The sequence below is a fragment of the Embleya sp. NPDC020630 genome (assembly GCF_044334985.1).
Lineage (GTDB): Bacteria > Actinomycetota > Actinomycetes > Streptomycetales > Streptomycetaceae > Embleya.
This window is the reverse complement of sequence record NZ_JBIRUB010000004.1, coordinates 210,545-231,496: the sequence shown is the minus strand read 5'-3', so window position 1 is coordinate 231,496 and position 20,952 is coordinate 210,545. Positions and strand designations below refer to the sequence as shown.

Here is a 20,952-nt window from a genome sequence, read left to right as displayed (position 1 = left end):
CCCCGGCTGCGGATTTCGGATACCGGATAACGTGGCGCACGCGCTGCCCGGCGCATGGCCGAGGCCGGTACCGGGCAGTGGTCCCCATTTGTGCAACGACTCCAGGCCCGTGAGGAAAACCGTGGACAAGCCCGTCCTGCTGACCGTCGACGACGACCCGGCCGTTTCCCGTGCGGTGGCCCGCGACCTGCGGCGACAGTACGGCGACCGGCACCGGATCGTCCGCGCCGAATCCGGTGCACAGGCCCTGGAGGCGCTGGCCGAGCTGCACGAGCGCGGCGAGCAGGTCGCGGTGCTGATCGCCGACCAGCGCATGCCGCAGATGGACGGCGTGGCCTTCCTGGAACAGGCCGCACACCGGTACCCACGCGCGAAACGGGTGCTGCTCACCGCCTACGCGGACACCGGGGCCGCGATCCGGGCGATCAACGACGTCGACATCGACCACTACCTGCTCAAGCCGTGGGATCCACCGGAGGAACGGCTCTACCCCGTGCTCGACTCGCTGATCACCGCGTGGGAGACCGCGCCGGTGCCGGACGAGAGCTGGGCCACGGTGATCGGCGCTCGCTTTTCCGCGCCGTCGTTCGAGCTGCGCGACTTCCTCGCCAACAACGGCGTGCCGTATCGCTGGTACGACGTCGGCCAGGCCGAGGCGCGCCGGCTGCTGCGCGAGACCGGCACCACCGAGGCCGACGTGCCGGTGGTGATCGCCCCCGACTCGACCGTGCTGCGCGGCCCGTCCAAGGGCGAACTGGCCGAGTACGTCGGCCTGTCGGTGACCGCGTCCGACGACCTGTACGACGTGGTGATCGTCGGCGGCGGCCCGGCCGGCCTGGGGGCCGCGGTGTACGCGGCCAGCGAGGGGCTGCGCACGCTGCTCGTGGAGCGCCAGGCCACCGGCGGCCAGGCCGGGCAGAGTTCGCGGATCGAGAACTACCTCGGCTTCCCCGACGGCATCTCCGGCTCGCAGTTCATCGGCCGCGCCCGCCGCCAGGCGCTCAAGTTCGGCGCGGAGATAGTCAGTACGCGCGACGTGACCGGTCTGCACGTGGACGGCGACGTGCGCACCATCTCCTGCGACGGCGACGTCGTCGCCCGCGGACACGCGGTCGTGCTCGCCACCGGGGTGTCCTACCGCACCCTGGACGCGCCGGGCCTGGCCGAATTGACCGACCGCGGCGTGTACTACGGCGCCGCGCTGACCACGGGGCCCGACACCCGCGACCAGGACGTGTACATCGTCGGCGCGGCCAACTCGGCCGGGCAGGCGGCGGTGTTCTTCTCCCGCTACGCCCGCAGGGTGATCATCCTGGTGCGCGGCGCGGGCTTGGAGGCGTCCATGTCGCACTACCTGATCGAGCAGTTGGAGCAGATCCCCAACGTCGAGGTCCGGGTCCGCACCGAGGTCTCCCGGGCGCACGGTACCGGGCGACTGCGCGAACTCACCCTGCGCGACCGGGACTCGGGCGCGGAGGAGACCGTGCCCGCGTCGTGGTTGTTCGTCTTCATCGGCGCCAGCCCGCGCACCGGGTGGCTGGACGGCAGCGGCGTGCGGCGCGACCGGGACGGCTACATCCTCACCGGCGGCGAACTGCTCGACGACTGCGACGGCGAGCTGGACGGCTGGAGTCGCCCGCCGTTCGTCCAGGAGACGGCGGTGCCCGGGGTGTTCGCCGCGGGCGACTCGCGCGCGGCCTCGGTCAAGCGGGTCGCCTCGGCGGTCGGGGAGGGCGCGATGACGGTGATGCTCGTGCACCGCTATCTGGACACCCTGGACGCCCGGAAGCCGGGCGAGGATCCGGGCGGGCCGGGCGCCGCGGCGACCCCGGCCGAGACCCGCACCCCGGCGACGGAGGGATCACGATGAGCGTGTGCGACGTGTTGCCGCCGGAGGAGCTGCGCACCCTGTTCCTGTTCGAGAAGTTGCCCGACGAACACCTGAACTGGCTGTGCGCGCACGGCAAGGTCAAGGCGTTCCCGGCGAACACCACGCTTTACCACGAGGGCGATCCCGGCGAGTGCTTCTTCGTGCTGCTCACCGGCGAGGTCACGATGAACCGCACGGTGCGCGGCGGCGAGTTGGAGGTGCACCGCTCGTCGATGCGCGGCGCCTACGTCGGCGCGGCACTGGCCCTGGACGGCGAGGGCGCTACCCCGGCGGTGCACGCGTACGGCAACACCGCGCGCACACACGTCGATTCGACCTTCTTCGTGCTGCCGGCCGCCCAGTTGGCGCAGGCCTTCACCGAGTGGTTCCCGATGGCCGCGCACCTTGTCGCGGGCATGTTCCTGGGCGGGCGCCGGACCGGATCGGCGGTCGGGCAGCGCGAGCGTATGGTCGCGCTCGGCACGCTCACCGCCGGGCTCACCCACGAACTGGGCAACCCGGCCGCGGCGGCCGAGCGGGCTGCGGCGAACCTGCGTACCCGGCTGGGGGAGTTGCGCCGGGCCCGGGCCGAACTGGCCCGCTGCGGCGCCGCCGCCGACGCGCTGGAGGCGCTGGACCGGCTCCAGGCCGAGGTGTTGGCCCGACGGGAGGTGGAGCCGCCCAGGCTGCGGCCGCTGGAGTTCGCCGACCGGACCGACGAAGTGGCCGAGATCTTCGAGGACTTGGACCTGCCGGACGCGTACGAGACGGCGCCGTCGTTCGTCAACGTCGGCCTGTACGAGGACTGGGCCCGGGACGCGGGCGCGGCGCTCGGTGCGGCGGCGCGCCCCGGACTGACCTGGCTCGCGGCCAACCTGGAGGGTGAGGCGCTGCTCGACGAGGTCGCCGACGCGCTGGGCCGGATCACCGATCTGCTCGCCGCCGCCGGACAGTACACCCAGATGGACCGGGCCCCCTACCAGGAGACCGACCTGCGCAAGGGCCTGGACAGCACGGTGGCCATGCTGGCCGGCCCGCTGCGCGACATCCGGGTCGAGCGCGAGTACGCCGAGGACCTGCCCAGGATCCAGGCGTATCCGGCCGAGCTGAACCAGGTGTGGACCAACCTGATCGACAACGCCGCCGACGCGATGGGCGGCAAGGGCACGCTGACCCTGCGCGCCCGCGCCGACACCGCGTCAGTGGTGGTCGAGATCGAGGACAGCGGCCCCGGCATAGCGCCCGACATCCAGGACCGGATCTTCGAACCGTTCTTCACCACCAAGGCCCTGGGCGAGGGCACCGGCCTGGGCCTCGACATCTCGTACCGGATCATCGTGCAACGCCACGACGGCACGCTCACCGTCGACTCCGAACCGGGCCGCACCACCTTCCGCATCACCCTGCCGCGATAGCGCACGCCGGCCGCACCACGTCGCCGGTTGCCGGCCGACAGGGGACGGGTGCGCGCCGGTTCAGTGCCCGAAGCGGACCGGTAGCGACTCCGGGCCGCGTAGTGCCGTGCCGAGCAGGCCGCGTACCCGGGTGGGCGCGGTGAGTTGCAGTTTCGGTAGGCGTTCGAGGAGAACCTTCAGGGCGGCTCGGATTTCGGCGAGTGCCAACCACGTGCCCAGGCACACGTGCGGTCCGTCGCCGAAGGCGAGCGTGGCGCGCATGCGGCGGCCGATGTCGAACGCGTCGGGATCGGGATACCGGACCGGGTCCCGATTCGCGGCGGTGATCGCGAAGATCAGCGGGGTCTCCGCCGGGATGTCGAGGCCGAGGCCCTGCCAGTCGGACACCGGAGCGGGGCACATCCTCGGCAGCAGGCCCACCGGCGGCTCCCAGCGCAGCGCCTCCTCGACCACCCACTCGAGTTCGGTATCCGGGTCCGCGAGTGTCCGGGACAACTGCTCGGGGTGGGTGAGCAGGGCGAACAGGGCGTTGCCCAGGCCCAGATAGGTGGTGTCGGCGCCCGCCGGGAAGAGCAGCCGCAGGAAGGACAGGATCTCCTCGTCGGTGAGCCGACGCCCCTCCGCCTCGGTGTGCGCGAGGGTGGAGAGCAGGTCGCCGCCGGGATCCCGCCGCCGACGCGCGACGATCGGCGTCACGTACTCGGTGAACTCGCGCGACGCGCGTTCGGCCGCCTCCGGCGCCATCGGGAAGTGGAACAGGTCGACCGCCCAGCGCCGGAAGCGCTCCTCGTCGTCCATGGGGAGCCCGAGCAGCCGGGTGATCACCCGGACCGGGTAGGCGTGGGTGAACTCGGCGACCAGGTCGGCCTCGCCGCGCGCCGCGAAGCCGTCGACCAGCTCGTGGGCGAGCGGTTCCAGGATCGCCTCGACCTGCTCGGTGACCACCCGACGTCGAAAGGCCGGCACCACGAGCTTGCGGTTGATCCGGTGCTCCGCGCCGCGCATGCACTGGATGGTGTGGCCGAGCACGGGTTCGGTGGTGGCGGCGTAGATCGCGGACGCGGGAAAGGCATCCTCGTCCTTGAACGCGGCGGTCACCAGGTCGTGGGTCAGCAACAGCAGCGCCCTGGTCCCCAGGAACGGCACGACGGCGTACGGCCCCCGCGCCCGCGCGGCGGCGAGCACGCCGTGCAGGTCGGGGATGTCGTCGAAGGCGAAGTCGTGGCCTTCGATGTCGAAGGGCGCGCGGGGGTCGAACGGGTCGATGGGCATCCAGCCTCCTCGGCCGAAGCTCCGGCGACGACGGCAGCCCGTCGGTGTGACCGGGCGACGAATATTCGTCGTCGAAGTGACGTATATTCGTTGACTCTAGGGATGCCGTCCGACCGGAGCAAGGGGTGCCCATGGTCGCGTCACCGCCCACCGAACGGGTCGTGGCCGTCGTCGAGTTGCTGGCCGCCGCGCCCCGCGGGTTGAGCGTGTCCGAGGTGGCGGCCCGGCTCGACCTGAACCGGTCCACCGCGACCGCGGTGCTCGCCGCCCTGGAGGCGCCCGGCTGGGTGCTGCGCGGGCCGGATCGGCTGTACACGCTCGGCGCCGGACTGCTCGCCGTCGCCGACGCGGTCCGGGCCCGGGTACGGCTGCCGGCCGCCGCGGCGGAGGTGTTGGCCGAACTCGCGACGCGGGTCGGGTGCGGGGTGGCCCTGTCGCTGGTCGGCGTCGATCAGGTGGTGTTCGTCGCGGTCGAGCCGGGACCGGGTCGGGTGCCGGCCGGGATCGAGGTGGGCACCCGGCTGCCGCTGCGCCCGCCCGCCGGCGCCGCGGTGATGCCCTGGCGGCCGGCCGCCGAACGTACCGCCTGGCTCGCACACGCACCCGAGTCGGCCCCGGTGCTGGACACGATCCGCGCGCATGGCGTGGCCGCGTGGCGACCGCGCCGCGACGCGACCGAGCTGTTGCCGGTACTGCGGGACGTGGTGGGCCTGTTGGACGAACACCCCGGACGGGCCGAACTGCGCGCCCGGGTGCTCGACCAACTCGCCGCGATCAGCGCACACGCCTACACCGACGCCGAGTTGACCTCGGATCGCACGCTGCCGCTGAGCTATCTGGCCGCGCCGGTACGGGACGCGCACGGTCGGCCCACCCACGAACTCCAGATCGGCCCGCTGCGGGCCGCCGTCGGCCCGACCGAACGCCGCGACTACATCACCGAGTTGCGCACAGCGGCGGAGCGCCTGTCGGTCGCCGGGCCGAGCCTTCCTTGACCGGGTCCGGCATCCGGGCTTGGCTTGGCCCATGAAACTGCGCATCGGCGTCGGCCTCGGGCCGCGCGACCCCGCCGACCCCGTCACGTTCGGCGACCTGGTCGTGCACATGGAGCAACTCGGGGTGGATTCGCTGTGGTTGCCCGACCTGCTCGGCGGCGACCTGCCCGACCCCCTCGTCGGCATCGGCTACGCGGCCGGCCGTACCTCGCGCCTGAAGCTCGGCAGTGGGGTGACCGTACTGCCGGGGCGCAACCCGGTCGCGGTGGCCAAGGAGTTGGCGACCCTGGCCGCGCTCGCGCCGGGCCGGATCCTGCCGGTGTTCGGCGTGCAACACGCGACCGCGCGCGAGCGGCCGCTGTTCCCGATCCCGGGGCCGCGCGGCGAGGTGATGGACGAGGCGCTGACCGTCGTGCGGCTGCTGCTCGAAGGGGAGGACGTCTCGTACGAGGGCAAGTACCACACGCTCGACCACGTCACCATCGGCCCGCGCCCGGCCCGCCCCCTGGACCTGTGGCTGGGCGGTGGCGGGCCGCGGTCGTTGCGCCGGGTGGGCCGGCTCGGCGACGGGTGGCTCGGCGCGGCGCTGACCCCCGACGAGGCCGCCGAGGCGCGACGCACGATCGAGGCCGCCGCGGCACAGGCCGGGCGTACCGTCGACGACGACCACTACGGGATGAGCCTGATCGTCGCGTTCGAGGACGAACCGGGCCGCGACTTCGGCGCGTTGCGCCGGCGGCGACCCGACGTGGACATCGCCGAGCTGGTGCCCACCGGATGGGCCGCCACGCGCACGTTGATCGGGCGCTACGCGGCGGCCGGGGTGAGCAAGTTCGTGATCCGCCCCGCCACGACACCGCGCTCGTGGGCCACGTTCCTGGCCGCGTTCGCCGCCGAGTTGAAGCCGCTGGAGACCTGAACGAGCCCGCCGCGTCCGGACATCGGCACCCCGCTGCTCACAACCCCAGAACGGCCCGCAACGCCACGTCCACCTGCTCCATTTCCTCCGGCCCGACGTCACCCAGATACGTGCCCTGCTCGAAGCGGTGATGCCGCGATGTGTACAGGTCCGGAGCGAGCACCACACCCTCGACCGGGCTGGTGATCCGCACCGTGACCAGCGACTCGCGGCGGTCGCCGATGGTGTCCACCAGCGCGCACAACGCCGCGCCCGGATGCAGCGCGGCGACGTGGTCGTTCTGCACGATCATGAAGGTGCGTTCGCGGCCGACGGTGGGAATCGTCCACACCTGGCCCCGCCTCAGTGGCCGCACGGCAGCGCCCCCGCTCTTTTGCGGCGGCCGAATGTGCGCGCGACCGCACCCGCCGGCCGGCCGCACCGGGCCGCCGGCGTCGAACGGTCGCGGTCGGGGACGAAGCGGTTGCCGGTAGCCATGCCCCCAGTCGTACCAGACGCGACGGCACGCGAATCGCCAACGGGGCGCGCGTTCGCCGCCGGCGCACGGATTCGATCGTCACCCGAGCGGCCCCGCCGCGCCGCTTCTCCCCGGGTGGGCAGATCCCTCGCGAGAGCGAAGCGCCGCCGAACGCGCAACCGCGACACTGTCGGGGACGCCCACCCAGGAGTACGCCGTATGTCCGACCACCTCGCCGCGCACGACGCCGATCATCCCTGCCTCGATCACCACGCCGCGCGCGACGCCGACCGGCACGTCCGCGACCGCGCCCGGCACACCCGCGACCTGATGCGGCGGATCGATCCGCAACTGCTCGACGTTATGATCGCGCTGCTGGTGCAGTTCCTGGTGTCGCTGCCGTTCCTGATCTACCTGCGTTCGCCGTACCGGCTCGGGTTCCTCCTGCTCAGCGGCACCGCGATCCCGCTGATCTGGCGGCGCCGGCAGCCGTTCGTGGTCGCGTGTGTGGTCGCGCTGTTCGCGGTACCGGCCTCGCTGCACCATCGGCCCGGCCAGTCCTTCCAGTTCGGCATGACGATCGCCATCTACACCGTCTTCTCGCTCGGTCGGCACTGGGAGCGGATCGCCGTCGCGGTGCTGGCCCTGCCGATCACGCTGATGGTGGAGTTCGCCAAGGACCAGCCGCCGCAACAGGCCACCTTGGACATCCTGACGCTGACCGCGGCCGCCGCCTTCGGGCTGGCCACCCGGCACCGCACCGCCTATATCGCCGAGATCGAGGAGCGCACCCGGCGACTGGAGCACGAGCGCGACCTGGAGATCCGGCGCGCCGACGCCGAGGTGGCCCGGGCCGCCGCCCGCGAACGGGCCAGGATCGCCCGGGACATGCACGACATCCTCGCGCACGCGGTGAGCCTGATGACCGTGCAGGCCGAGGCCGGGCCGGTGGTGGTGCGCAGCGATCCGGCCCGCGCGGAGGCGGCGTTCGACGCGATCGCCGACGCCGGGCGCGACGCGATGGTCCAACTCCGGCGCATCCTGGGCACGCTCAAGGACGACGCGGAGGCCGGGGCCCGGGCGCCGCAGCCCACCGTGGCCAATATCGCCGACCTGGTCGCCGAGGTCGGGCGGACCGATCTGAAGGTGGTGTACGAGAGCGTCGGCGAGCGTCGACCGCTGCGCTCCGACGCGGAGATCGCCGCGTACCGTGTGGTCCAGGAGGCGCTGACCAACGCGGTCCGGCACGCGCAGGCCACGACGGTGACCGTACGACTCGAATGGGGCGAGGACATGATGGGGATCACCATCACCGACGACGGGCTGGGCGGTCGGCCGCGTCCGGGCGGGGGCCACGGGTTGATCGGCATCCGCGAGCGGGCCAGCGCGTGCGGGGGCAGTGTGGTGGCCGGACCGCGGGTGACCGGGCCCGGGTTCGAGGTCGCGCTGCGCATCCCGCTCGACGCGACGCGGGTGGTGCGATGACGATCAAGGTGGTGGTCGCCGACGACCAGGGACTGGTGCGCAGCGGCTTCGCGATGATCCTGGACGCACAGTCCGACATCTCGGTGGTGGCCGAGGCGGGCGACGGGGTGGCGGCGATCGAGGCGGTGCGCGCGCACCGGCCCGACGTACTGCTCCTGGACATCCGGATGCCGCGGATGGACGGCATCGAGGCGGCCCGGGTGGTGTCCGCCGAGGCGCCGGCGTGTCGGATCGTCATGCTGACCACGTTCGACGTCGACGAGTACGTCTACGACGCGCTCTACGCGGGCGCGGCCGGGTTCCTGCTCAAGGACGTACGGCGCGACGACCTGGTGCACGCGGTGCGCATGGTGGCGAGCGGCGAGGCACTGCTCGCGCCGTCGGTGACCCGGCGACTGATCGCCGACTACACGCGCCGACTACCCCGTACGGAGCAGCAGCCCCAACCCTCCGAGCGGTTGGCCGTGTTGACCACGCGCGAGCGCGAGACGATGCGCTGTCTGGCCCTCGGGATGTCCAACGCGGAGATCGCAGAGGCCCTCGTGGTCAGCGAACATACGGTGAAGACGCACGTCAGCAGCATCCTGGGCAAGCTCGGCCTGCGCGACCGGGTGCACGCGGTGATCTGTGCCTACGAGACCGGGCTGGCCGTGCCCGGCGCCGCCTGAATCGCGCGCCTCGCTCGCTCGGGGGAGTGACGAGCGGAAACTCCGTCCTACAGGGGGAGTAGACGGTGATGCGGAAACGGTTCGTACAGCCGATGCGGCGAAGTACCCCGAAGGCCAATCCTGGTGTGGCCCGAGGGGACTGACCCGTCGGGGGCTTCGAACGGGGGCGCCATGACCGACGTTATGCAGCACACGACCGCCGAACTGTATCTGCGGCTCAGCGACTGCACGATGCGGGTGGGCCGGGGCTCGCGGGGCCGCCCCGCGCTGGAGGTATACGCGGGCTACCGCCTGATCGACGTGGCGGTGGCCGGTTCCACCCTGGCGCCGACGCTGCTGCGCGGCGCGCTGCGCTCGGCCCGCCGCGAGCCGGCCTGGGCGCTGGCGTGGGGCGTGCTGCCCGAGGACGGCGCGCCGCCGCGGATCGAGTTCCGCCGAGGCCGCTTCGTGCTCCAGGCGCCCGCGACGATCTTCGCCGACCGCTTCTGGGTGGCCACGGTTCCCGGCACCTACCGCTCCCTGGCCGTGCGCACCACGGACGCCGCGCCCGTGGAGGGCGGTCGCCTCACCCGGATGCGCCTCCCGCGCCTGTAGCGCGCGGGGGCGCGGCGGCACGCCACGCCGGTGAGCCGGGGCACCCGCTCAGTCGAGGCGGGTGACGTTCTGGAGCAGGCCCCAGGTGAAGTCGACGCGGTGCTCGACGCCGTTCTCGGTGATCACGCTCGCCCAGCGACCGGGCGCGGAGCCCTCGGTGTGGCGCAGAGTGGGAAAGGCCGCCGCGACGTCGGCGATCACGAAGTCCCAGGGGCGCAGGTCCGCCACCGTTTCGGCGGGCGGGGTCGTGGTGGGGTCGGCGCGAACCAGCCACTCCTGCCAGACCCGACCGTCGGGGCCGGTCAGGATCTCGAAACGCAACTGCGGCCACAGCGGCAACGTCCACCACTGCGCCTCGGCGGTGAGATCCCCGATCGCGCGTTGGGTGCATCCGTGCGGTTCGCCCAGTGCGGCCCGATAGGCGCGCCCGGGGCCGCCGACCGCCCGGCTGCGCACCATGCGCTGCCACTGCGCGTTCACCTCGCGCATCCGGGACCGGGTGAACTCCAACTCGCGGACGGCATCGGCGACCAGATCAGGCTGGTAATCGCCCATGCGTCGCAACAACACCAGACAGAACTGATCGGGTCCCACGATGCAGATCTCCGTACTCGTTCGTTACCGCTTCCGATCCATCCCTATCCACAAAGCGGACGCCCGCGCAGGCATTCCCGGCAGGTCGATCACCCGTGGCGTCGTGGGACGCGGCCCGAGCGCCTGTTCGCAAGGTGTATGACCGAGGTGCTGTGATCTGACGGTCCGTCAGCGCTATCGTTTGCCCCGACGTCATCGGGCGGCCACCGGACAACCGGCGCCGACCCATTACATGGCAAGGGGTGCACATGATCGTCGACTACATCCGGATGCTCGGCGCGGACCGCATCGAACATCCCGGCGGAACGCTGCTGGCCCACCTGACCCGGGTCGAGGCGCTGCTCGACTCCTGGGGCGCGCGACCGGCACTGCGTACGGCCGGCCTGTGTCACGCGTTCTACGGCACGGACGGCTTCGCCCCCCACCTGCTCCCGCTGGACCGCCGCGCTGAACTGGCCGGCCGGATCGGCGTGGACGCCGAGCGCATCGTCTACTTCTACGCGAGCTGCGACCGGGCCACCAGCCACCCCACCCTGGTCGACGGCCCGTTCCGGGACCGCTTCACCGGCCGGACCTACCTGCCCGCCGAGGCCGAGCGCCGCGACTTCGCCGAACTGACCGCGGCCAACGAACTCGACATCGTCAGGGTCAGCCCAAAGGCCCGCGACCGCTATGGCGCGGGCCTCCGGGACCTGCTGGCGGGCTTTCGCCCCCTGCTCAGCACCGCCGCCCGGGACGAGTGCGAACGGGTGCTCGGCGACCGCGCCGCACACACCGGGTAGCGGACGGGTCAGCGGCCGTCCGCCGTCGGACGGTGCTCGACGTACTCCACCACGGTGCCGTCGGCGTGCCGCGCGGTGAACCCGGATCCGGTCGGGACACGGCGCGGCGCCTCGGTGATCTCGGCTCCGGCCGCGGCCAGGCGGTCCAGGTAGGGCGCCAGCTCGGGCACCAGGAGGGTGCCGGTGGTGGATCGGAACCGCTCCACCGTGGCCGGCTCGCCCTCGATCAGCAGGAAGCCGCCGACCGCGGCGAGGGCGATGCCGAACTCGCGGAAGGTGAACCACATGTCGCGCTCCACGCCCTGGAGTTCCTCGTAGAACCCGGCGGCCGCCTCCAGGCCGCCGGGCTCGACGAAGACGCGGATGAACGCGCGCGGCGTGGTCAGCGTGGACGAGTCGTTGCTGCGGCGCCACATGATGTCCGCGGTGGGGTCGGTGGGCGCGCCCTCGGTCCATGCGGGGGTGGTGACGGGTGTGTCGGTCATCGGGAACGGTTCCTTTACGGGTGGCCGGCGGCCCTCGGCGGTGCCGCCCGGCGGTGTGCGTCGGTACGTCCGCCACCCTCGCGCCGCCGCCGGCGTCGAGCCAGGCTCCGGCTTATACGGTGAGCGGCGGTCATAGGCTGGGCCGATGGGCATTCGGGACGAGCACGATCACCGGCACGAGTTGGGCGCGTTCCTGCGCGCGCACCGCGAACTGCTCGCCCCCGAGGACATCGGGCTGCCCCGCTCGCCGCGCCGCCGCACCCCCGGGCTGCGCCGCGAGGAGGTCGCCGCGCTGTCCGGGGTGGGCGTGGCCTGGTACACGTGGCTGGAGCAGGGTCGGGTGGACACCTCGAGGCAGGTGCTCGAAGCGGTGGCGCGCACGCTGCGCCTGGACGCCGACGCCCACCGGCACGTCCTGGAACTGGCCGGCTTCCACGTGCCGGCCGGGCCGGGCCCGATGCCGGTCGACGCACTGCGGGCGATGGTCGGGGGCTGGCCGATCAGTCCGGCGCTGGTATTGGATCCCGCGTTGGACCTGGTGGCCTGGAACCACGCCTGGCGGGTGATCGCGCCCGACCCGGCCGAGGTGCCGGCCCAGCACCGCAACCTGCTGTCGATGTTGCTGACCGACCCCGCGTACCGTGCGCACTTCCCCGCGCACGAGGCGATCGCCCTCGACCTCGTGCGCCACCTGCGCACCCGCGCCGAACAGCCGCGCGGCGCCGAGATCGTCGCCGAACTGCGCTCGGCGCGCCCGGACTTGGCACCATGGTGGGACTGCCGGGCGGTCGGGGTGTTCGCGCCCAGGACGGTGGCGACCCGGCCGAACCGCGGCGTGTCGCCGCGGTTCGCGATGTCCCTGCTGACGCCGGCCGAGGCGCCGGATGCGACGGTGCTGGTGGGCACGCCCGTCGACGCCGAGACGATCGCGCACATGGCCGGCCGGGCGGAAACGGAGGCCGGATTCGACGGACACGCCGTCCTGGGGGTCCGTGGCTTGGAGGGGTAGCCCGCTCGGTCTTCGGCCGTTCACGCCGCCGTGGGGTCGTCGGTCACGGTCAACACCGCCTTGCCGCCGAGTTTGCGGTCGCTCAGCAGGGTCGCCGCCTCGGCGATGTCGGTCCAGGAGCCGCGCCACGCGATCTGTGGGTCGAGGTCGCCGTGTGCGGTTCGGGTGGCGAGCCAGGTGAGGTCGGCGTCGACGCCCGCGAGGTCGTCGAGCAGGAAATAGGTGACGATCGAGCGGTTGTGCCGGCCCGCGTCGCCGAACAGCGCGCCGAACGCGAACTGTTCGCCCTCGCCCGTGGAATGGCCGAGCGCGACGAGCGTGCCGCCGGAGGCCAACAGGTCGTGGGCGGCGGTCAGATGCGGCCCGCCGACGTTGTCCAGGACGCCGTACACGGGGGCCGTCTCGTACGGCAGGCCGCCCGTCAGCACCTCGGCCGCGCCCAGCGCGCGCAGTTCGTCGACCCGGGCCGGATCCCCGGTGGCCGCGACCACCTCGGCGCCGCCGCGCGCGGCCAGTTGTACGGCGAACCGGCCCACTCCGCCGCCCGCGCCGGTGATCAGCACGCGCCGACCCAGGATCGGGCCCATCCGGCGCAGGGTGCGCAGGGCGGACAGGGCCGCCACGGGCAGTGCCGCGGCCGACGCCATGGGCAGGTCGGCGGGCACCACGCCCAACTGTCGCGTCGGCACGGCACGCAACTCGGCCCAGGCGCCGTCCCCGCCGAGCGTGGCCACGGGGGTGCCCACCGCAGGGCCCGACCCGTCCGCGGCGGCGCGCTCCACGACGCCGGCCGCGTCCCAGCCGGGGATCGTGCCGTTCGCCCCGGACGGCACCGCGAAGAGCACCTCACCCGCGTTGATCGAGATCGCCCGGACCCGAATCAGCGCCTCGTCCGGCGCGGGCTCGGGGTCGGGCACCTCGGCGAGGGTGAGATGTGACGCGACGGCGTGGTCGATGACGAGGGCGCGCATGGTGACTCCGAGGCTGGTGCGGGCTGGACTGCCGAGCCCGGGTGGGGGCTCGCCGCGACCCACTGTGCCACTGAGTGGCATTTGCTTACAAGGGGCTTTGGCAACCGATGGGCATGTGTGGGTAGAGTGGGATCATGACCACCGAACTGCCGCTGCGGGAACGCAAGAAGCTGCGCACGCGGCAGGCGTTGGCCGCGGCCGCCCTGGAGTTGTTCACCACCAAGGGCTTCGACGCGACGACGCTCGACGAGATCGTCGGCGCGGTGGAGGTCTCCAAGCGCACGTTCTTTCGCACCTTCGCGTCCAAGGAGGACGTGGCCCTCGCCCCCGAGCGCGAGCTGTGGACCGCCTATCTCGTCGACCTGGCCCAACGCCCATTGGCGGGACCCGTCCTGACGATCTATCAGGACGCCCTCACGGAGACCCTCGGCGCCATGCCGGTGGACTGGGCGGACCGCTTCGCCGCCAGCCGGCGGATCGCCGACGCCACCCCCGCGCTGAACGCGCTCAGCCTGCGGTTCTGCGCGGACACCACGGACGCGGTGGTGGATACGCTCGCCGACCGGCTCGGCCCGGACGCGCCGGAGCGGATCCTGTTGCATCTGCCGCTCGACACGATGCTCGCGGCCTGGCACTGGGCGCAGCGGGAGTGGACCGCGAGGGGCGCCGGGCCGGGGTTGGCCGGGCACCTGGAGCGGGCCTTCGCGGCGATTCCGGCGAGTCTGGAACTGGCGATCCCGACGACCTCGGCCTGAACTCGACACGATCGCGATCGAAACGCCGAGCCGGCCCGGGCGCGCGTCGCAGGACGGCGGCCGGGCCGGGGGTGTTGGGGGCTGAACCCGCCGATCAGGCGGTGGCGCCGCCGTCGAGGACCAGATCGGTGCCCACCGCGAAGCCCGCCTCGTCCGAGGCCAGGTACAGCACGGCGGCGGCGAGTTCGGCGAGGTCGCCGACCCGGCCGGACGGGTTCTGCGCCTTCATCCGGTCCGACCGCTCGGCCTCGGTCTCGCCGCTGCGCAGCGACATCGAGGTGTCCAGCGGGCCGGGGCTGACCGCGTTGATCCGGACACCGTCGCCGATGTGGTCGAGCGCGGCGTTGCGGGTGAGCGCGCTGACCGCGGCCTTGGAGGTGACGTAGGCGCCGAGGTTGGCCAGTCGGCCGTGCGCACCGAGGTTGGACGAGATGTTGACGATCGCGCCGCCGCCGTTGGCTCGCATGTGGCCGATCTCGTGCTTCATGGACAGCCACGTGCCGGTCACGTTGACGTCCAGGGTGGCCCGGAAGTCGGCCTCGTCGAGGTCGGCGAGCGGACCCACGCCGACGATCGCGCCGGCGTTGTTGACCGCGACGTCGAGGCCGCCGAAGAGTTCGACGGTGCGGGCGACGAGCGCGGCCACGCTCGCAGAGTCGGTCACGTCGGCGGTGACGGCCGCGCCGCGCCCGCCGTCGGCCTCGATCAGCCGGACGGTCTCCTCCAGCGGCGCGGCGCTGCGCCCCGCGACCACGACCGCGGCACCCTCACGGGCGAAGGCGAGCGCGATCGCCCGGCCGGCACCGGAGCCGGCGCCGGTGACGAGGACGGTCTTGGCGGTGAAACGTGCGGACATGGTGGTGTCTCCCGAGGTGTGTGGTGGTGCGGTGATAGCGGGTTGGTGGGCGGGGGATGGTCGGGGTCGGTGGTGAACTACGGGGCGCGGTCGGGGTTTCGGGCCTGCTCGCCGCCCCGCTCGCGGTCCCGACCGCCGTCCTGGTCCGGACCCCCGTCCCGGACCAGGACCGCCGCCGCCACCGCGGTCAGCAGGAAGACGGCTCCGGCGGTGCCGAAGGCCCAGGCGTAGCCGCTGATCGGGTCGGTCCGCGTGGCGGCCACCGACATCAGCGCGGCCAGGCCGACGGTGGGGCCGAGTTCCATCGCGGTGTTGAGGACGCCGCCGGCCAGGCCCGCCCGGTGGGCGGGTACGTCCCTGGTGGTCAGCACGGCGGTGCCCGCGAAGACGAGCGCGGCGCCGATCGGGAGCACCACCAGGCCGGGCAGCAGGTCGACGGGGTAGCGGCTCGGGTGGTCGATCCGGGCGAGCAGGAACAACCCGGCGGCACCCACGACCAGCCCGGCCACGGTGGCGCCGACGGGACCGTACCGCCCGATCAGCGGTCCGGCCGCCCGGCCCGCCCCGATCAGGGCGACGGTGAACGGGACGAACGCGCCGGCCGTCGCGAGCGGCGACCAGCCGTGTTCCTGCTGGAGGTAGAGCGAGATCAGGAAGCTGATCAAACCCGTACTGGTGGCCGCGAGCAACACCCCGGTCAGGCCGAGGATCCGGCGCCGATCACGGACGAAGCCCGGGGGCAGCAGCGGATCGGCCACCCGGCGCTCGACCGCCAGGAACGCGGCGAGCAGGACCACGCCGGCGCCGAGCGGGAGGAGGACGACGGTCGACGTCCAGGCGTGGTCGCCGGTGACGGTCAGTCCGTAGCCCGCGAGCGTGATGCCGATCGTGACCAGGACCGCGCCGAGCGGATCGAGGCCGGGACGGCGTCGCGACGCCGGCACGGACGCGCGGGGCAGCCGTGAGGGCGCGAGCAGCAGACCGAGCGCGGCGACGGCGACCGGTACGGCGAACATCCAGCGCCAGGACACCCACGTGGTGAGCACGCCCGAGGCCAGGTTGCCGGTGGCGGCGCCCAGGACGGACAGGCCGCCCCAAGTCGCCATCGCCCGCCGGTACGCGTCCGGTTCGGGATGTACCGCGCGCAGCACGGCCATCGCGGCGGGCGCGGTGAGCGCCGCCCCGAGCCCCTGCCCGAAGCGCACCGCGACCAGAACGGCGAAGTTCGGCGCGAACGCGGCGACCGCCGAGGTCAGGCCGAAGACGACCAGGCCCGCGGTGAACATCGGGCGCCCGCCGTACCGGTCCGCGAGCCGCCCGCCGAACAGCAACAGCCCGCTGAACGGCAGCCCGTAGGCGGCGCTGAGCAACACCAGATCGGCCGAACCGAGGCCGAACTCGCGGCCGATGTCGGGCAGCGGCACGCCGATGACGGTGATGGTGAAGATCAGCGTGGCCTGCACGGTGCCGAGCAGTGCGAACGCGCCGGCGGCCGAGACCCCGCCGCCCCGGGCGCCGGGCGCTCGGTCGGTCGAGCGGCCGAGCGCGCGGTCGGGTTTGTTGCCGATCCCGATGGTCGTCATGTCGATTCCCCCTTGCCGCCGACAATCTTTTCGGATCGATCGTTCTTGATTGAGGGCATGGTGCAGGGCATGCCGTATCGAGTGGCGGAGCGCATTGCGGCGGGCAGGTCTCGCCCGGCTGCCGAAAGAGGCTCCCCGCGCGCCCCGCCCGGATCAGTCCAGCGATCAGTCGAGCAGGCTCAGCGCCTGCCGCGTCGCGTCGCGCAGGCGGTGTGCGTCGGGGCCGGCCTTGCCGACCACGCGAATCCCCTGGAGGACCACCAGCAGGAAGCGGGCCAGGGCCTGTGGATCCCGGTCCGGACCCAGCTCGCCCTGGGCCCTGGCCCGGGTGAGCGCGAGGGTCAGATTGGTCTCCATCTGATTCCAGCCGCACTCGACGATCCGCGCCGCGCGCGCGTCGTGCGCGGCCAGTTCGGCGGCGGTGTTGGTCAGGAAACAACCGCGCAACCGGGTCGGCTCCTCGGACGCCTGACGGGCGAACCGCTCGACCAGCGCCCGTACGGCCGGCAGTACCGGACCGGGCTGGGACAACTCCTCGAACAGCTCGGGATTGCGCGCCTCCCGGTAGCGGTCGAGCGCCGCGAGGTAGAGGTCGTGTTTGTTGCCGAACGTCGCGTAGATGCTCGCCCGGGCGATGCCGAGGCGCGCCACGAGGTCCGCCATGGAGGTCGCCTCGTACCCGCGCTCCCAAAACAGTTCGAGCGCGGACTGCAAGGCGGCGTCGGGATCGAATTCCTTGGTCCTGGCCACGGATGTGACTCTAGGCCATTCGAGAATGACCAGTCAAGAAAGGATTCGCTCGACGAGCCGGATGCCGAGGACATTGCGGCAAGCTTTCGACCGCATTCGCTTCTAGTCTGCGGGCATGGAGATCACCACGCTCAGCGTCCGTCGGCTCAACCGCGCCCTGCTCGAACGTCAGTTGTTGGTGCGGCGGCAGTCGATCTCGGCCGAGGCGGCGATCACCCACCTGGTCGGCATGCAGGCGCAGGCCCCGCATCCGCCCTACGTCGGGTTGTGGACCCGGCTCGCCGAGTTCGCTCCCGCCGACCTGGCCGACGCGCTGACCGATCGTCGGGTGGTCCGGGTCGGGCTGATGCGCGGCACGGTGCACCTCGTGACGGCCGCCGACTGCCTCGTGCTGCGGCCGGTGGTCCAGCCGATCTACGACGCGGACCTGTACCGCAACTCCCAGCACGGACTGGGCGAGTCCACCATCGACGTCGGGAAACTCGTCGCCGCCGGTCGCGAGTTGCTGGCCGAGCGGGCGCTCACCGCCAAGGAACTCGGGCTCGCGCTCGGCGAACGGTTCCCCGACGAGAACCCGGCGGCGCTGGCGCACGCGCTGCGCAGTCAGGCGGCGCTGGTCCAGGTGCCGCCGCGTGCGTTGTGGGGGCGCGGCGGGCAGTCCGCGTGCACCACCGCCGAGCACTGGCTCGGCCGCCCGCTCGGTACGGACACCGCGCCCGACGCGATGGTGTTGCGCTACCTGGCGGCCTTCGGCCCGGCCACCGTCGCCGACGTGCAGGCATGGTCCGGCCTCGGCCGGCTGCGCGAGGTGGTCGAGCGGCTGCGGCCGAACCTGGTGGTCCATCGCGACGAGGCGGGCCGGGTGTTGTACGACGTCCCCGACGCGCCGCTGCCGGCCGAGGACACGCCCGCGCCGCCGCGCTTCCTGCCGGAGTTCGACAACGCGCTGCTGTCCCACGCGGAACGTGCGCGGATCATCTCCGAACCGGACCGCAAGCGGCTGTTCACGGTCAACGGCATCGTCCGCGCCACGTTCCTGGTGGACGGTTTCGTCGCGGGCATCTGGCGGCTCACCCGGGGCGGCAAGCCGGTGACGGCCGGTTCGGTCGCCGCCGGCGCCGCCTCGGGGACGCCGCTGGTCCTCGAACTGCAACCGTTCCGGCCGATCGACACCGCCTCGCGCGAGGAATTGGAGGCGGAGGCGGCCCGACTGCTCGCGTTCGTCACGCCCCACCCGACCGAGGTGCGCTTCGGCTGAGCCCGGCCCGCAGTTCGTGGGCCAGATCGCGGCCGGCCGGTCGGCGGCCCGGGACGTGCAACAGCCGGGCGGTGTCGGCCAGGAGGTGGGTGATCCGGGCCGACGAGACGCCCCGCTGCGCCGGCAATACGCGCGTGGTCAGCAGGTCGGCGGCGTCGGACCAGGCGCGGGTGTGGGCGAAGGCGTGCAGCAGGTACGCGTGATCGTTGTGCGCGGTGCGGCTGCCCGGGATCCGCCCTGCGGCGGCCTGCTCGAACAGGGGGATCGCGCGCGTCCAGTCCCCGTTGTCGGCGTGCGTCATCGCGTGGTGCCAGGTGATCTCGGCGGCGTCCAGCCACCACGCCCAGGCCGGATCGCGGGTGCCGGGACCCTGGAGATGCCGGCCGTACGTCTCGGCGATCAGTCGGCGAGCCGCGGCGTGTTCGCCGTACTGGTTGACCGCGCGGGCCCGGCGCATCACGAACAACGTGCGGACGCCGGGCGGCAGTTCGTCCCGCAACACGTCGTCGCAGATGCGCAAGGCCACGTCGGGCCGGCGCAGGTGGATGGCCTGCATGGCGAGCTGGGACAGTGCGAAGTGCTCGGCGGAGCGGTCGCCCGCCACACGCGCGGTCCGCACCGCCCGCGCGGTGAGCCGCCGGGCGAGCGCATGCCGGTCGGCGTCATACGCCAGCCACCCGGCGAGCTGGTCCGCCTCCGCCACGGCGGCGAGCCGCTCCCGGGACGCGGCCACGCCCAGGACGGCCCGCCCCGCCGCGTCGGCCGCGCGGACTGCCGGCCCGAGCAACTCGCCGGCGCCGAACCGGGTGTCCAGGGCCACCAGCCGCGCGGTGTGCCCCCGCAACCGCCACGCCTCGGCGGCGTCCCGCCGACGCCGGCCCACCGGCCCGAAGTGCCCACCGGACAGGCCCGGTTCCACCCCGGCCGGGCCCCCGGCGGCCCGTCCCTGATCCACGCGCCTCTCTCTCCACCCGCGACCCGCCCACCGTGACCCCACGACCCTACGGTGGACGGCGCGGCGACGGGTGCCTACATCAGCCCGACCACTCGGGGCGGGACGAACAGGTGGAAGGCCCGATGCTCCGCGGCCACCATCGCCGCGGCGCCGCCCGGATGGTGGGGTTCGGGGCCGGCGTCCAGGATGCGATGGTGCCAGGCGCAACGTTCGCAGCCCGGAGTCCAGTCCGGCAGATGCTCACGGTGGCCCGTGACCAGGTGCCGGGCCAGGCGGATCCGGGATCCGATCATGCTGTCCAGCGGGTCGTGATCGACGCCGCGATCGCCGCTCCGGCGTCGCTCGTCGGTCTCCTCCTGGACCCGTTTCATCCGGCGGTACAGGCGCACACACTCCGGGCAACCCCACATCCACGGCGGGGGTACCGGCCATTGGTTCTCGGGTCTGCCGTCGTCGGCGGTCATATCCGTCACGGTAGTCGCGGGCCCGGGCGCGTACCAGAGTGTGACGGCGCCGCGACGAAGCGGGTACGCCGATCGTGCGTCGATCAGCCCGTCGCGAGCTCGATGCCCTCGCCGTCGACCGGGCGTCGTACGGAGCGGCTGTCGCTGCCCGCGAGTTGGCCCAGCAGGCGCTCGGTCATGGCCAGCCCGGTGTCGTTGAACACGCCGTCGTGGATCAGCAGCGCCCGGGCCGGATCCACTTCCCGGATGAAGTCGGCCGCGTCGCGAAGCGCGAGCCAGGGCCCGCCGGCCGGGACCAGGAGAGTGGGCGTGGTCTCCTCCGGAACGGTGAGCGCGTCGCCCGGGTGGAAGACCTCGCCCGCGATCAGGAAGCCGACGTTGTCGATGATGTCGATGTCGCGGTGGATCACCGCGTGCTTTTCGCCGTACACGTGCACCGACACGCCCTGCGCGCCGCCGATCTCGAACGTGTCGCCATGGGTGACCGCGTGGATCCGACCGGCCAGGTCGGGGAACTGCGCGGCCACGGCCGGGTTGGTCCACACCTCCAGATCCGGGTTCGCCGCAGCGGCGGCCCGTAGCGTTTCGGGGACCACGTGGTCGAAGTGCTCGTGGGTGATCAGGACGACATCCGCGCCGACCATCGCGTCGGGGTCGCTGAGCGACCCCGGGTCGATCACGACGGTGCCGTGCGGCGTGGTCAGACGTACACACGCGTGACCGAGCTTGGTGAATCGCATGGCTCTGCTCTCCCGGGTCGGTGGGTCTGCTGTGGGTCGTGCGGTCGGTGCCGCGATACGTCCCCGGCGCTTCTT

At 72.8% G+C, this 20,952-nt stretch carries 22 protein-coding genes; 11 read left to right on the top strand and 11 right to left on the bottom strand.

Translation table 11 applies throughout. From position 1 onward, the window contains the following. The first annotated feature begins 121 nt into the window (after window positions 1–121). On the top strand, window positions 122–1,870 hold the full coding sequence (locus ACH4XV_RS16955) for an FAD-dependent oxidoreductase (protein ID WP_395790487.1): 1,749 nt from the start codon (window positions 122–124) through the stop codon (window positions 1,868–1,870). Beyond that, a complete protein-coding gene (locus ACH4XV_RS16950; RefSeq protein WP_395790486.1) occupies window positions 1,867–3,285 on the top strand; it encodes an ATP-binding protein in 1,419 nt (472 codons plus the stop codon). Before ACH4XV_RS16955 ends, ACH4XV_RS16950 begins: the two co-directional genes overlap by 4 nt. A 60-nt stretch (window positions 3,286–3,345) precedes the next feature. On the opposite strand, the gene ACH4XV_RS16945 is transcribed toward ACH4XV_RS16950, so the two are convergent. Further along, entirely contained in the window at window positions 3,346–4,557 is a 1,212-nt protein-coding gene (locus tag ACH4XV_RS16945; protein WP_395790484.1) for a cytochrome P450, read from the bottom strand. Window positions 4,558–4,688: 131 nt separating this feature from the next. On the opposite strand from ACH4XV_RS16945, the gene ACH4XV_RS16940 reads away from it, so the two are divergent. Together ACH4XV_RS16940 and ACH4XV_RS16935 are read left to right on the top strand one after the other, a co-directional pair. After that, window positions 4,689–5,552 (top strand): helix-turn-helix domain-containing protein, encoded by an 864-nt coding sequence (locus ACH4XV_RS16940; protein ID WP_395790482.1) that lies wholly within the window; start codon window positions 4,689–4,691, stop codon window positions 5,550–5,552. Between the two features lie 31 nt (window positions 5,553–5,583). After that, window positions 5,584–6,471, top strand: coding sequence for a TIGR03854 family LLM class F420-dependent oxidoreductase (locus tag ACH4XV_RS16935; RefSeq protein ID WP_395790480.1), 888 nt, complete (start codon window positions 5,584–5,586; stop codon window positions 6,469–6,471). Window positions 6,472–6,508: 37 nt separating this feature from the next. On the opposite strand, the gene ACH4XV_RS16930 is transcribed toward ACH4XV_RS16935, so the two are convergent. Continuing rightward, window positions 6,509–6,802, bottom strand: coding sequence for a type II toxin-antitoxin system PemK/MazF family toxin (locus ACH4XV_RS16930; protein WP_126640024.1), 294 nt, complete (start codon window positions 6,800–6,802; stop codon window positions 6,509–6,511). Between the two features lie 345 nt (window positions 6,803–7,147). Between ACH4XV_RS16930 and ACH4XV_RS16925 the strand changes: the two genes are divergently transcribed. The 3 genes from ACH4XV_RS16925 to ACH4XV_RS16915 all read left to right on the top strand — a co-directional run bounded on the left by ACH4XV_RS16925 (window position 7,148) and on the right by ACH4XV_RS16915 (window position 9,675). Beyond that, a complete protein-coding gene (locus ACH4XV_RS16925; protein ID WP_395790478.1) occupies window positions 7,148–8,413 on the top strand; it encodes a sensor histidine kinase in 1,266 nt (421 codons plus the stop codon). After that, window positions 8,410–9,081: a response regulator gene (locus ACH4XV_RS16920; RefSeq protein ID WP_380001489.1), complete on the top strand. Its 672-nt coding sequence runs from the start codon at window positions 8,410–8,412 to the stop codon at window positions 9,079–9,081. The genes ACH4XV_RS16925 and ACH4XV_RS16920 overlap by 4 nt, the downstream gene beginning before the upstream one ends. 171 nt (window positions 9,082–9,252) lie before the next feature. After that, window positions 9,253–9,675, top strand: a complete 423-nt coding sequence (locus tag ACH4XV_RS16915) for a hypothetical protein (protein ID WP_395790476.1) — start codon at window positions 9,253–9,255, stop codon at window positions 9,673–9,675. Window positions 9,676–9,723: 48 nt separating this feature from the next. On the opposite strand, the gene ACH4XV_RS16910 is transcribed toward ACH4XV_RS16915, so the two are convergent. Further along, complete coding sequence (locus ACH4XV_RS16910) at window positions 9,724–10,269, bottom strand: hypothetical protein (RefSeq protein ID WP_395790474.1); 546 nt, start codon at window positions 10,267–10,269, stop codon at window positions 9,724–9,726. Window positions 10,270–10,517: 248 nt separating this feature from the next. On the opposite strand from ACH4XV_RS16910, the gene ACH4XV_RS16905 reads away from it, so the two are divergent. Then, entirely contained in the window at window positions 10,518–11,051 is a 534-nt protein-coding gene (locus tag ACH4XV_RS16905) for a DUF6817 domain-containing protein (RefSeq protein ID WP_395790472.1), read from the top strand. 8 nt (window positions 11,052–11,059) lie between these two features. On the opposite strand, the gene ACH4XV_RS16900 is transcribed toward ACH4XV_RS16905, so the two are convergent. Next, window positions 11,060–11,536 (bottom strand): VOC family protein, encoded by a 477-nt coding sequence (locus tag ACH4XV_RS16900; RefSeq protein ID WP_395790470.1) that lies wholly within the window; start codon window positions 11,534–11,536, stop codon window positions 11,060–11,062. Between the two features lie 145 nt (window positions 11,537–11,681). Between ACH4XV_RS16900 and ACH4XV_RS16895 the strand changes: the two genes are divergently transcribed. Beyond that, a complete protein-coding gene (locus ACH4XV_RS16895; protein WP_395790468.1) occupies window positions 11,682–12,545 on the top strand; it encodes a helix-turn-helix transcriptional regulator in 864 nt (287 codons plus the stop codon). Window positions 12,546–12,565: 20 nt separating this feature from the next. Here the strand turns inward: ACH4XV_RS16895 and ACH4XV_RS16890 are convergent, their stop codons facing one another. After that, window positions 12,566–13,516, bottom strand: coding sequence for a zinc-binding dehydrogenase (locus ACH4XV_RS16890; RefSeq protein ID WP_395790466.1), 951 nt, complete (start codon window positions 13,514–13,516; stop codon window positions 12,566–12,568). Window positions 13,517–13,650: 134 nt separating this feature from the next. Between ACH4XV_RS16890 and ACH4XV_RS16885 the strand changes: the two genes are divergently transcribed. Continuing rightward, the gene (locus ACH4XV_RS16885; RefSeq protein ID WP_395790464.1) at window positions 13,651–14,271 is read left to right on the top strand and encodes a TetR family transcriptional regulator; all 621 of its coding nucleotides are present in this window, start codon (window positions 13,651–13,653) and stop codon (window positions 14,269–14,271) included. A gap of 94 nt (window positions 14,272–14,365) precedes the next feature. Here ACH4XV_RS16885 and ACH4XV_RS16880 read toward each other — a convergent pair whose 3' ends face one another. The 3 genes from ACH4XV_RS16880 to ACH4XV_RS16870 all read right to left on the bottom strand — a co-directional run bounded on the left by ACH4XV_RS16880 (window position 14,366) and on the right by ACH4XV_RS16870 (window position 17,460). Beyond that, on the bottom strand, window positions 14,366–15,127 hold the full coding sequence (locus ACH4XV_RS16880) for an SDR family NAD(P)-dependent oxidoreductase (RefSeq protein WP_395790462.1): 762 nt from the start codon (window positions 15,125–15,127) through the stop codon (window positions 14,366–14,368). A 77-nt stretch (window positions 15,128–15,204) separates the two neighbouring features. Next, on the bottom strand, window positions 15,205–16,710 hold the full coding sequence (locus ACH4XV_RS16875) for an MFS transporter (RefSeq protein ID WP_395790460.1): 1,506 nt from the start codon (window positions 16,708–16,710) through the stop codon (window positions 15,205–15,207). 165 nt (window positions 16,711–16,875) lie between these two features. Continuing rightward, window positions 16,876–17,460, bottom strand: coding sequence for a TetR/AcrR family transcriptional regulator (locus tag ACH4XV_RS16870; protein ID WP_395790458.1), 585 nt, complete (start codon window positions 17,458–17,460; stop codon window positions 16,876–16,878). Between the two features lie 115 nt (window positions 17,461–17,575). On the opposite strand from ACH4XV_RS16870, the gene ACH4XV_RS16865 reads away from it, so the two are divergent. Beyond that, window positions 17,576–18,718 (top strand): winged helix DNA-binding domain-containing protein, encoded by a 1,143-nt coding sequence (locus ACH4XV_RS16865; RefSeq protein WP_395790456.1) that lies wholly within the window; start codon window positions 17,576–17,578, stop codon window positions 18,716–18,718. Here the strand turns inward: ACH4XV_RS16865 and ACH4XV_RS16860 are convergent. The 3 genes from ACH4XV_RS16860 to ACH4XV_RS16850 form a co-directional block, all read right to left on the bottom strand. Beyond that, complete coding sequence (locus ACH4XV_RS16860; protein ID WP_395790454.1) at window positions 18,684–19,673, bottom strand: hypothetical protein; 990 nt, start codon at window positions 19,671–19,673, stop codon at window positions 18,684–18,686. The two genes, ACH4XV_RS16865 and ACH4XV_RS16860, sit on opposite strands and share 35 nt — an antisense overlap. 74 nt (window positions 19,674–19,747) lie before the next feature. Continuing rightward, window positions 19,748–20,137 carry a hypothetical protein gene (locus ACH4XV_RS16855; RefSeq protein WP_395790452.1) on the bottom strand — a complete coding sequence of 130 codons (390 nt, stop codon included), beginning with the start codon at window positions 20,135–20,137 and terminating at the stop codon, window positions 19,748–19,750. Window positions 20,138–20,220: 83 nt separating this feature from the next. Continuing rightward, entirely contained in the window at window positions 20,221–20,877 is a 657-nt protein-coding gene (locus tag ACH4XV_RS16850) for an MBL fold metallo-hydrolase (RefSeq protein ID WP_395790450.1), read from the bottom strand. Between the last annotated feature and the right edge of the window lie 75 nt (window positions 20,878–20,952).